The organism is Geomicrobium sp. JCM 19038, from assembly GCF_000698125.1.
Taxonomy (GTDB): Bacteria; Bacillota; Bacilli; order Bacillales; family Marinococcaceae; genus Geomicrobium_A.
Genome location: NZ_BAXA01000012.1, coordinates 125,764 through 137,238 on the forward strand (window position 1 = coordinate 125,764; position 11,475 = coordinate 137,238).

General features: G+C 42.7%; 9 protein-coding genes and 3 pseudogenes. All 12 read left to right on the forward strand.

Features of this window, described 5'->3' with window-relative positions; genetic code table 11:
* Positions 1–154 precede the first annotated feature (154 nt).
* A pseudogene (gene ctaG, locus JCM19038_RS15040) lies at positions 155–1,077 on the forward strand (cytochrome c oxidase assembly factor CtaG).
* A gap of 38 nt (positions 1,078–1,115) precedes the next feature.
* Positions 1,116–1,697: an SCO family protein gene (locus JCM19038_RS15045; RefSeq protein ID WP_042419612.1), complete on the forward strand. Its 582-nt coding sequence runs from the start codon at positions 1,116–1,118 to the stop codon at positions 1,695–1,697.
* Positions 1,698–1,821: 124 nt separating this feature from the next.
* Positions 1,822–2,855: pseudogene (gene argC / locus JCM19038_RS15050) on the forward strand (N-acetyl-gamma-glutamyl-phosphate reductase).
* A gap of 42 nt (positions 2,856–2,897) precedes the next feature.
* Positions 2,898–4,109, forward strand: coding sequence for a bifunctional ornithine acetyltransferase/N-acetylglutamate synthase (gene argJ / locus JCM19038_RS15055; RefSeq protein WP_042419615.1), 1,212 nt, complete (start codon positions 2,898–2,900; stop codon positions 4,107–4,109).
* Complete coding sequence (argB, locus tag JCM19038_RS15060; protein WP_052361756.1) at positions 4,106–4,744, forward strand: acetylglutamate kinase; 639 nt, start codon at positions 4,106–4,108, stop codon at positions 4,742–4,744. The genes argJ and argB overlap by 4 nt, the downstream gene beginning before the upstream one ends.
* The gene (locus tag JCM19038_RS24565; protein WP_255343387.1) at positions 4,741–4,869 is read left to right on the forward strand and encodes a hypothetical protein; all 129 of its coding nucleotides are present in this window, start codon (positions 4,741–4,743) and stop codon (positions 4,867–4,869) included. The genes argB and JCM19038_RS24565 overlap by 4 nt, the downstream gene beginning before the upstream one ends.
* A gap of 16 nt (positions 4,870–4,885) precedes the next feature.
* The gene (locus JCM19038_RS15065; RefSeq protein WP_042419569.1) at positions 4,886–6,031 is read left to right on the forward strand and encodes an acetylornithine transaminase; all 1,146 of its coding nucleotides are present in this window, start codon (positions 4,886–4,888) and stop codon (positions 6,029–6,031) included.
* Positions 6,032–6,056: 25 nt separating this feature from the next.
* On the forward strand, positions 6,057–7,127 hold the full coding sequence (locus JCM19038_RS15070) for a carbamoyl phosphate synthase small subunit (protein ID WP_052361758.1): 1,071 nt from the start codon (positions 6,057–6,059) through the stop codon (positions 7,125–7,127).
* Positions 7,120–9,192, forward strand: a complete 2,073-nt coding sequence (gene carB, locus JCM19038_RS15075) for a carbamoyl-phosphate synthase (glutamine-hydrolyzing) large subunit (protein ID WP_238554444.1) — start codon at positions 7,120–7,122, stop codon at positions 9,190–9,192. The genes JCM19038_RS15070 and carB overlap by 8 nt, the downstream gene beginning before the upstream one ends.
* A complete protein-coding gene (locus JCM19038_RS23850; protein WP_238554445.1) occupies positions 9,189–9,749 on the forward strand; it encodes an ATP-grasp domain-containing protein in 561 nt (186 codons plus the stop codon). The genes carB and JCM19038_RS23850 overlap by 4 nt, the downstream gene beginning before the upstream one ends.
* 65 nt (positions 9,750–9,814) lie before the next feature.
* On the forward strand, positions 9,815–10,240 hold the full coding sequence (locus tag JCM19038_RS23855) for a hypothetical protein (RefSeq protein ID WP_238554446.1): 426 nt from the start codon (positions 9,815–9,817) through the stop codon (positions 10,238–10,240).
* An 82-nt stretch (positions 10,241–10,322) separates the two neighbouring features.
* Positions 10,323–11,228, forward strand: a pseudogene (argF, locus tag JCM19038_RS15080) (ornithine carbamoyltransferase); the annotation flags it as partial.
* Positions 11,229–11,475 lie beyond the last annotated feature (247 nt).

Below are 11,475 nucleotides of genomic sequence, written 5' to 3' on the forward strand. Positions count from 1 at the left end.
CCTTTTCCACAAGGGAATACTTATCTATGATAGCATAGCTTGAGGAGATTCGGAATGTCCTTCTCCTGCACAAAAATGTAACAACTTGTTCAAAACTGAAGAGATCACATGTGGTAAGATGAGTATAGCTCGGTTGATCATTTGGAGGGTCAATATGGAAGAATTGTTTGAAGTATTATCATTTCGGGCACTTTGGACGCCAGAATTGATTGTAATATTAACACTCGTTGCAGTGGCATATTTTTTAATTACACGTCGTTTTCGATCACGATTTACGACAGAAGCGAAGCAAACACCTAAGCAAGACATTATGTTTTTAGGTGGTCTTCTCAGTTTGTATTTAGGATGGGGAAGCCCATTATATAGTATCGGGCACATGCTTGTTTCCATCCATATGATTCAGATGGTTTTTGCTTATTTCTTCGCCGTTCCATTATTCATTTTGGCATTGCCTAAATGGTTGCTCTCCAATGTTTATGAATGGCTTGGAAAGAAAGTCAAGCCCATCAGGGATCTTATGTTCCATCCGATTATCGGCTTAATCTTTTTTAATGCGTTATTTTCTATTTATCATATTCCTGTCGTATTTGACTTTTTGATGCTTAGACCTGGGTTCATAGCATTTATGAAATCATCATGTTAGTTGCGTCGTTTATGATGTGGTGGCATATGCTTGCTCCGTTGCCTAGTAAACAATACTTACATGACTTTAGAAGAATTATTTATATATTTGGTAATGGTATTTTGATTACACCAGCGTGTGCGCTTATTATCTTCTCAGGTACTGCGTTATATGATACGTACACAGACCTTAACTATTGGTCACAAGTGATGGCATTTTGTATTCCAGGAGGTGCAGCTGTACCTGCATCGATGTTTGGTGGGTTCGGATTTTTAGGTGGATTAGATGCATACAGTGATCAACAACTCGGTGGTGTAGCAATGAAAGTCGGTCAAGAGCTCGTTTACGGTACTACGATTGGGTTTGTATTTAAACAATGGCTACAAAAAGAAAGCCACCAAGAAGGTGAACTGACGATTAGTGATATTCCTTCTCACATCAAGACAAACCGCTAGGAGGGATTGTCATCTTTAAGAAACCAATGCTGCTATTTATGATAGGAGCAATCTTCTTAACTGGTTGCGGTTGGTTGTATGAATCAGGCGCATCAGCGAATAACGGAACGGATACCTCAGATTTAGATTTGTTTATGATACCGTTTGAGGCAACAAATCAACACGAAGAGACGATTACAGAGCAAGATATGGATGGCGAGTATTCGGTAGTAAATATGGCATTTACTCGATGTCCATCCGTTTGTATGATGTTGACACCGAACATGGCTCAGGTACAGTCTGGATTAGAAAACGAAGGAATTGATGCTTCTTTGTATACGTTTTCTGTCGACCCTGAATTTGATACACCAGAACGGTTAGTCAGTTACGGTGAAGCGTACGCTGCTGATTTTGAGAGTTGGCATTTTCTTACGGGTTATGACTTAGAGGTCATTCAGGAGATTGCCACAGAATCGTTTAATACGATTGTTCAGCCAGCGGAAGATGATATTATGCATACGACTTACTTTTTTATCTTAGATCCTGACAATCAAGTTATCCGTTTTTATGATGGACTTGAAAACGACGTAAGCCCGATCGTTGAAGACTTAAAGGGACTAACAACCGAAAATGAATCGTAAACACACAGTGATTATGCTGTGTGTTTTTTTTCGTTAATTATTATAAAAATACACTTGAATTTATGTTTACTCACGTTTATAATCAAATCAATAGATGCATAAATATAAATAGGAGTGAGGAATTATGAAGGTTGCGATCGTCGGAGCTACAGGTTATGGAGGCATAGAGTTGATACGTTTACTCAGACAGCACCGGCACGTATCTGAACTTTCCGTGTTTTCCTCATCACAAGCAGGCACGAATTATGATGATATTTACCCCCATGTCCAAGACATTTATCAAGGGGTTTTGAAAAGTGTAGATGCACATCAATTAGCTGATGAATACGATGTGATTTTTGTATCGGCACCTCCAGGGGTTGCGGCAGACTGATGGAATACTTAATAGATGGTCAAGCGAAAGTGATTGATTTGTCAGGAGATTTCCGTTTGCTCGACGGTTCAATCTATGAAGATTGGTACGGGCGACCAGCGGCGAAATCTTCCCTCGTAGAAAAAGCAGTATACGGTCTTAGTGAATGGAATCGCGAAGATATCGCGAAGGCGAAATTGATTGCAAACCCAGGTTGCTATCCTACAGCGGTGCTTTTAGGGCTTGCGCCACTTGCGCATAACAATGTAATTGACACTTCGACATTAATTATTGATGCCAAATCAGGTACGACTGGGGCTGGCAAAAACCCGAGTGAAATGACTCACTTTGCGGAAATGAATGACTCATTCAAAGTTTATAAAGTAAATCAACATAAACATACACCTGAAATTGAACAACAACTCGAGCGGTGGGTCGGTTTTAAAGAACCAATTACGTTTACTCCACACTTAGTCCCGATGTCTAGAGGGATTATGGCGACGATGTATGCAAAAGTTAACGACTCATTAACGAAAACAAAAGTTGAACAGATCTATCGAGATGCCTATGAGAAAACACCATTTGTTCGCGTGAATTCATCAAGATATCCAGCTACAAAAGAAGTATACGGTAGTAATTTCACGAACATTTCATATCATCTAGACGAAAGAACTGGAAGAATTACCGTTATATCAGTGATTGACAACCTCGTGAAAGGTGCAGCAGGGCAAGCGATCCAAAACATGAACTTAATGCAAGGTTTCGAAGAAACTGAAGGGTTGTGGGCAATGCCTGTATATCCTTAAGGATAAGGAGTGAAGGACGTGGCAAACGCACAAACAGTTGCAATGCAAGCCATTGAAGCAGTGAACGGAACGATTATGACGCCAAAAGGATTTAAAAGTGACGGCATTCATACGAAAGTGAAAAGAAAGCGTAACGACCTGGGTGTCATTTATTGTGATCAACCTGTTGCAGCAGCAGCAGTCTATACATTGAATCAAATTCAAGCAGCGCCGATCGCTGTTACAAAAGAAGCGATTCAAACGAATGGGAAGATCCAAGCTGTCGTTGTAAATAGTGGTCATGCAAATGCATGCACAGGAAAACAAGGGTTAATTGATGCGTATGAAGTGCAGGAAAAAGTCGCAAAAACATTCGTCATTCAACCAGAAGATATCGCAGTCGCTTCAACGGGCTTAATCGGTGAGCGAATGAAGATGGAAAAAATCATTCCAGGCATCGAAAAACTTGAACCAGTCCCAACGGATCAAGGTGCTGAGCAATTTGCACAAGCAATTCTTACGACCGACACGTTCACGAAGTCGGCGTGCGTACAAACGATGATTGACGGGGAAGTCGTTACAGTAGCGGGTGTCGCTAAAGGCTCAGGAATGATCCACCCGAATATGGCGACAATGCTAGGGTTTATGACTACTGACGCGAACATCAGCCATGAGGCGTTACAACATGTATTGTCGAACGTGACAGATCAGACGTACAATCGCATCACTGTTGATGGCGATACGTCAACGAATGACATGGTGCTTGCGCTTGCAAGTGCAGAAGTTGACCATGCGGAGTTAAGTGAAGCACACCCAGAGTGGCTGCAATTTGTTAGTGCAATGCATGCGGTTAGTGAATCATTATCCAAACAAATTGCCCGAGATGGAGAGGGAGCAACGAAGCTAATTGAAGTTCAAGTTAGTGGTGCTCCAACAGATGCGGATGCGGGTAAAATTGCAAAACAAATCGTCGGTAGCGATCTCGTAAAAACAGCAATTTATGGAACAGATGCCAATTGGGGACGAATTATATGTGCCATCGGTTATGCTGGCGTAACGATTAATCCAGAAACGATTGATATTGCTATTGGATCATTCGACACATTGTTAAACAGTGAACCTGTCATGTTTAGTGAAGAAGAAGTGCTCGCCTACTTAAAAGGTGAAGAAATCACGATTCATGTTCATTTACATGTAGGTGAAGGTGTCGGTAAAGCTTGGGGATGCGATTTAACGTACGACTACGTTCGCATTAATGCGGGGTATCGAACATGAGTAGTGATTATGTTGTCATCAAATGTGGTGGCTCTGTCGTAAATAAATTGTCAGCTCCATTTTTTCTAGCAATTAAAGAGTTGCAAGACCGAGGCAAGAAGCTTGTCATCGTACACGGCGGTGGAAGCGATGTGAATGACATGCTAGAAACGATGGACGTCACGTCAACGTTTGTCGATGGACTTCGCAAAACGACGCCTGAAGTGATGGCAGTTGCTGACTTAGTGTTTAACGGTAAAGTGAACCCAGCGATTTGTCGTGGTGTTCAAAAAGCTGGCATGAAAAGTGTAGGGCTCTCTGGATACGACGGCCCCCTCATTCAAGCGAAGCTACTAGACGAAACAAAATTCGGTCTCGTAGGAGTTGCTGAACATGTGGACTCTTCGCTGATTGAACAGTTAGCAGAAGCTGGATATGTTCCGGTCATATCACCAATCGTCGCAGGTCCAGATGGAATGCGGCTGAACATGAATGCAGATACGGCGGCTTCTCATTATGCTTCTGCATTGAAGGCTGAAGAAATCGTCTTCGTTACGGACGTACCTGGAATTATGAAAGACGATCAATTAATTGACCATCTTACCGATGATGAGGTTAATACGCTCATGGAAGACGGAACGATTTACGGTGGATGATTCCAAAAGTAAAAGCAGCACTACATTCGTTATCAGGGCGCATTCAGACAGTACGAATCGTCGGAGCATATAGTCGAGGATTAGGAACATCGATTACGAAACAAGTTCAACTTCACGGTTCATAAATAGGAGAGTATTGGGATGCAAAATCACCTTTTTAATACGTATAAAAGATGGGATTTAACCTTTGAGAAAGCTTTTGACAGTACGATTATCGCAAATGGTCAGCCGTACCTCGATTTAATGAGTGGAATTGGAACCGTAAATCTTGGCCACAACCATCAAGGTGTTACTAATGCGATTCAAGAACAGTTACAAAAAGGGATGCATGGTTCGAATCTTTTTCATTATGAGCTCCAACAACAAGCAGCAGACAAACTAGCTTCCTTATCAGGCTTAGATTATGTGTTTTTCGCAAATAGTGGTGCTGAAGCAAATGAAGCAGCGATCAAACTTGCTCGAAAAGCAACAGGGAAACACGAAATTATAACGTGTGAACAATCGTTTCATGGTCGAACGTATGGTGGCATGGCAGCGACAGGCCAGGAGAAAGTTCGGCTTGGTTTCGGACCAAATTTGCCTGGTTTTTCTTACGTACCTTTTAACGATGTAGAAGCCATGAAAGCGAAGATTACTGAAGATACAGCGGCAATTATGATTGAAATTGTGCAAGGTGAAGGTGGTGTTCATGAAGGGACCACTGAATACTTACGAGCGATCGAGCGGATGGCAAAAGATGTAGGAGCTCTTCTAATCATCGATGAAATACAAACAGGAAACGGGCGTGTAGGTGCTGCATTTGCGTATCAACAAATTCCATTGTCGCCTGATATTGTGACGACTGCAAAAGGTGTTGCGAACGGATTTCCAGTCGGTGCAATGATCGGTAAGAAAGAACTTGCAGATTCATTTAGTTACGGAAGCCATGGCAGTACATTCGGTGGGAACCCATTGGCAATGTCAGCGGTGAATGCGACTTTAAATGAGATGAATGATCATCTCTTTGAATCCGTAAAAGAAAAAGGTGATCTCACGTTATCGCTCCTAAAAAAAGGGCTTGGACAGAACGATGCAGTGAAAGAGATCCGCGGTAAAGGACTTATGATTGGGATTGAACTTGACATAAAATCCAGTGATGTCGTTTTAGAACTACAAAAGAAAAACATTCTTGCATTGCAAGCGGGTGAGTACGTAGTACGGTTGTTGCCACCTCTCACCATCGATTCAACAATGCTTGAAGAAGGAATACAAACGGTTATAAAGACGATTCAAGAGTTGTCAGCATAAAGGAGATGAAGACGATGAAAGGTATATTGTTTTAGAGAATGGTGAAGTGTTCACAGGTAAGATCATCGGTGGTAACGAGTCAGGTACATACGGTGAAGCAGTTTTCTTCACGGGGATGACTGGCTATCAAGAAGTGGCGACCGATCCATCTTACCGGGGTCAAATTGTCATTTTCACGTACCCGCTCATCGGGAATTACGGCATTCAAGATTACACATCTCAAAGCGAAGAGTGGCAAGCGAATGCGCTAGTCATTGGCGAATGTTCGGAAGAAGGATACCACTATTTATCAAAGAAAAGTGTCATGAATGAAGCGAATAACATGAATGTTCCAATCATTGTTGATGTCGATACGAGAGCGCTCGTGAAATGTTTAAGAGAGCAAGGCGCGATGGGCGCTGTTATTACGACAGATTTAGATGGTGTTGATTGGTCGAATTACCAACCTGTCGATGAATACCCGTTCGTAAAGGAAGTATCAACAAAACAAATCGAGACGTATGGAGCGGGAGATACACATATCGCATTGTACGATTTCGGTCATAAAAGAGCGATGATTCAAGAGCTTACTCAATTAGGTGCCAAAGTAAGCGTCGTTCCTTTTTGTACACCGTATGAAACGATTCAACATTTGGATGTCGATGGTGTATTGTTCTCAAATGGTCCAGGTAACCCGAAACAACTTGAGCATGAATTGCACATTTATCGAAAAGTAGCGAGTGCTTATCCGACGTTTGCTATTTGTCTCGGTCATCAACTTTTAGCACTAGCATTCGGAGCGGATACGAAGAAGTTAAAGTTCGGTCATCGAGGAGCGAATCAACCTGTCTTAGAAATTGCTACACAAAAAGTTGATATGACGGCTCAAAATCACGGTTTTGTCGTTGATGATGAGACGATTGGTCACAGTGAAATGCAAGTGACACACGTCAACATTAACGATGGGTCAATTGAAGGGTTAAAGCATGAAGAGCTTCCGCTTTTTACCGTTCAATATCATCCAGAAGCAAGCCCTGGACCGAAAGACAGCCACCCACTTTTCCATCAGTTTTTTGCATCCATTGAGAAAAAGAAAGAAGTGACCATCCATGCCTAAACAACAACATCTTAGAAAAATCCTCGTATTAGGATCAGGCCCCATTGTAATCGGGCAAGCAGCAGAGTTCGACTACGCAGGTACTCAGGCATGTTTGGCTTTGAAAGAAGAAGGGTGTGAAGTTGTTCTTTTAAACAACAACCCTGCCACTGTCATGACTGACGAACAATGTGCAGATCGTGTCTATTTCGAGCCATTAACTGTAGAAGTATTAACCAAAATTATAAAAAAAGAGCGCCCTGATGGACTTCTCGCAAGTGTTGGCGGTCAAACGGGCCTCAACTTGGCTCTTGCAGCTTACAATGAAGGTATTTTTGAACAATACAACGTTCAGTTGTTAGGAACATCCATGCAATCAATTCAACAAGGAGAAGACCGCGAATTGTTTCGAGCGTTAATGCATGACATTAACGAACCCGTCCCTGAAAGTGAAATTGTATCGACTGTAGATGAAGCCGTACAATTTGCAAATGTTGTCGGGTTTCCGATTATCGTTCGCCCTGCCTATACGTTAGGAGGAGCAGGAGGCGGTCATGCATACTCAAAAGAGCAACTAAAGGAGATTGTTGCTGGAGGACTAGCGGCAAGTCCGATTACTCAATGTTTAATTGAACAGAGCATTGCAGGGTTTAAAGAAATTGAGTACGAAGTGATGCGCGATGATAACGATACGTGCATTACGATTTGCAACATGGAAAACATCGACCCTGTAGGTGTTCATACAGGAGATAGCATCGTCGTTGCGCCGTCGCAAACGTTAAGTGACCATGACTATCAAATGCTTCGTTCTGCTTCAATCAAAGTCATTCGAGCACTTGGCATCGTCGGTGGATGTAACATTCAGTTTGCGCTTGATCCGTCAAGTAACCAATATTATCTCATTGAAGTGAATCCTCGCGTAAGTCGCTCTTCAGCGCTTGCTTCAAAAGCAACAGGGTACCCAATTGCAAGAATTGCAGCGAAGCTTGGTGTCGGTTATCACCTTCATGAGTTGAAAAACCCAGTTACTGCACATACGTATGCTAGCTTTGAACCTGCACTTGATTACGTGATCGTGAAGTTCCCTCGTTGGCCGTTTGATAAGTTCAAAGATGGGAATCGAGAGCTTGGAACGCAGATGAAAGCAACTGGCGAAGTCATGGCGATTGAACGAAACTTACAAGCTGGTCTTCAAAAGGCTGTCCGTTCATTAGAAATTCCAGTTGATGGCTTAAAAGTAGCAAGCATTGAAGCGATTGCAACCGATGAACTAATTCAACGAATTGAAAAAGCGGATGATCAGCGTTTCTTTACGTTACTTGAACTGCTCCGAAGAAACGTGACCATTGATACATTGCACGATCAAACAGGCATTGATCATTTCTATTTGCAACACTTCAAGCGTTTAATTGAGTTAGAGCAGTTAGCGGAGAGCCTAGAGTTTGAAGGCGTAGACCGTGATACATTATATGAATTAAAGAAAAGTGGATTCACGGATGATGCGCTTGCAAAAGCGATGAATACAACCGAACAAGATATTACACAATTGCGAGAGCGCTATGACCTGTACCCGAGCTATCAACAAGTGGATACGTGTGCGGGAGAGTTCATGGCAGAGACGCCTTATTATTACTCTACTTGGGGTACAAAAGGTGATCATCACTTAACAGAGAAACCTTCTGTGCTAATTGTCGGTTCAGGTCCAATACGCATCGGGCAAGGCATTGAATTTGATTACTGTTCTGTGAGTGCCGCCCACTCGTTAAAGCGCATGGGTTATGAAACGATTATGATTAACAACAACCCAGAAACGGTGAGTACAGACTATGAAACTGCTGACAAACTCTATTTTGAACCACTCACTGCAGAGGACGTCATTCACGTGGCAAAACGTGAAAATGTTCAAGGTGTGCTATTGCAGCTTGGAGGACAAACAGGCGTTAAGTTAACCGAAGCGCTCGAAAAAGCTGGAATTCCGTTATACGGGGCAACATTTGATGTAATCGATCAGTTGGAAGACAGAGGAAGATTCTATGAGTTAATGCAAACGTTAGACATCCCTCACATTCCAGGTACAACCGGATGAATGCAGCGGATACTGAGATGAAAGCAAGTGAGATTGGATATCCAGTGTTGTTGCGTCCATCGTACGTAATTGGTGGAGAAGGCATGGCGATTTTTACGAGCGAGGCGGAATTAAAAGCGTATTTGAACGACTCACTAAATGAAGTCGCATACCCGATTTTAATAGATCGTTATGTTGCAGGGAAAGAGCTTGAAGTAGACGTTGTTACAGACGGTGAGCAGTGTTTTATACCAGGAATCTTTGAACACGTTGAAAAAGCAGGTGTACACTCCGGTGACTCGATGGCCGTGACACCCCCGTACTCCATTCCTGATTCATTGAAAGAAACCATCGTTTCATATACGACGAAGATCGCAAAGCATGTATCAATTGTCGGCTTATTCAACATTCAATTTGTATATGAAAATAACACGTTGTACGTAATTGAAATCAATCCGAGAGCTTCTCGTACAGTCCCGATCTTTGCAAAGATTACGAATATAGATCTGGTTGATTGTGCTGTTCAATTGTTGCTCGGAAAACCATTTGAAGCGTGTGTTCCTCTGTTGGCCTTCTAGAAGAGCTTTCATTTTACTCAGTAAAAGCTCCGGTTTTCTCAACCGAAAAATTACCAGATGTTGATATGCTCTTAAGTGCTGAAATGAAATCAACAGGTGAAACGCTCAGCTTCGGGTCAACCGTCGAAGAGGCATTCCAACAAGCCTTTGCATGGAAAGACGATCAAATACCGAAAATCTACACAGAAAAAAGCGGTTCGATCTTTGTGGATGCTGGAGAAGCGCAACAATCGCTTATTCGTACCGATCTAGAAAAGCTAGAGCAAAGTGGGTTCACAATCGTTCAAGGATCTAGTGAACAATTCAATGAGTGGATAACGAAAGAAGATGCACGTTTATACGTGAGTATTCCAGACCTTGGATCAAAACATTATAAAGACCAGCGCGAAAAAGCAAAGCGCAATCGAATCCAATTAACGACGCATAGCGAAACATTACATGCACTCGTTCAAGGAATTGATTTTAAAGAACAACATTCTTTAATCGCTTGATGAATGGCAAAAGAAAGACTTACAAAGGACGTGAGACGATGCAACAGCAACTGACAACAGGTGGTATGTCGGTAAAGATGTATTAACTTGGCTTGATTTTACGAGTATTGAGATCGAACGATTACTCCAACAGTCACTCGTTTTAAAAGAGCAATTACAAGAAGGGATTCCCCATGAAACGCTAAAAGGGAAATCACTCGGAATGATTTTTCAAAATGCATCGACGCGTACGAGAGTCTCTTTTGAAGTCGGCATGACACAACTCGGTGGCCATTCATTATTTTTAAGCGGTAAAGATATGCAAATCGGTCGAGGAGAACCGGTTCAAGACACAGCGAGAGTCATGTCTAGGTATGTGGATGCGATCATGATTCGCGCGAATGATCATGAAATGGTCAAGAAACTCGCTGAAATGAGCGAAGTTCCAGTCATTAATGCTTTAACAGATGAAGATCATCCTTGCCAAGCGCTTGCTGATGCGATGACATTGAAAGAGCAATTCACCGATTTGCGCGGTCTGAAGGTTGTATATATTGGAGACGGAAATAATGTTGCGATTTCATTAATGATCATTTGCGCCAAGTTAGGCATTCATTTTACGATGGCAGCACCAGTTGGTCATACTGGAGACGGAGCAGTGTGGGAGAAAGCAAAAGCTGTCGCAAAAGAAACAGGCAGCATCATTGAACACATCGTAGACCCTCACGAAGCAGTTCAAGATGCAGACGTGATCTACACGGACGTATGGACGAGTATGGGTGCGGAAGAAGAACAACAAAGTCGCATTGAAATCTTCAAAACGTATCAAGTAAATGAATCGCTTATGGGGGCGGCAAAACCTGAAGCGAAATTTATGCACTGTTTGCCTGCACACCGCGGCGAAGAAGTAACAGAAGACGTATTAGAAGGAGAGCATTCAATCGTCTTCGACCAAGCAGAAAATCGCTTGCACGTTCAAAAAGCAATCTTACAGAGTGTTATTGGCTAATGTAACTGGTTGAGAGGCGAACCTCTCAACCAGTTTTTTTGTATGGATTAAGTCTGGGGTGTGCGGGTGAAGAGTGATGAAGCGCGGAATAAGAGTCGAGTAGCGTGGAACAAGAGAGTGCGTGCGAGGAACAAGAGTCGAGTAGCGTGGAACAAGAGAGTGCGTGCGCGGAACAAGAGTCGTGGGGCGCGTAGCAAGAGAGTGCGTGCGCGGAACAAGAGAGAGTGTGCGCGGAACAAGAGAGAGT

Excerpts from the sequence above, each read along its gene's own strand:
- carB (WP_238554444.1), top strand. The coding sequence starts at position 7,120 with ATGCCTAAACAACAACATCTTAGAAAAATCCTCGTATTAGGATCAGGC.
- argB (WP_052361756.1), top strand. The coding sequence starts at position 4,106 with ATGAGTAGTGATTATGTTGTCATCAAATGTGGTGGCTCTGTCGTAAAT.
- JCM19038_RS15045 (WP_042419612.1), top strand. The coding sequence starts at position 1,116 with ATGATAGGAGCAATCTTCTTAACTGGTTGCGGTTGGTTGTATGAATCA.
- JCM19038_RS23855 (WP_238554446.1), top strand. The coding sequence starts at position 9,815 with ATGCTCTTAAGTGCTGAAATGAAATCAACAGGTGAAACGCTCAGCTTC.
- argJ (WP_042419615.1), top strand. The coding sequence starts at position 2,898 with ATGCAAGCCATTGAAGCAGTGAACGGAACGATTATGACGCCAAAAGGA.
- JCM19038_RS15065 (WP_042419569.1), top strand. The coding sequence starts at position 4,886 with ATGCAAAATCACCTTTTTAATACGTATAAAAGATGGGATTTAACCTTT.
- JCM19038_RS24565 (WP_255343387.1), top strand. The coding sequence starts at position 4,741 with ATGATTCCAAAAGTAAAAGCAGCACTACATTCGTTATCAGGGCGCATT.
- JCM19038_RS23850 (WP_238554445.1), top strand. The coding sequence starts at position 9,189 with ATGAATGCAGCGGATACTGAGATGAAAGCAAGTGAGATTGGATATCCA.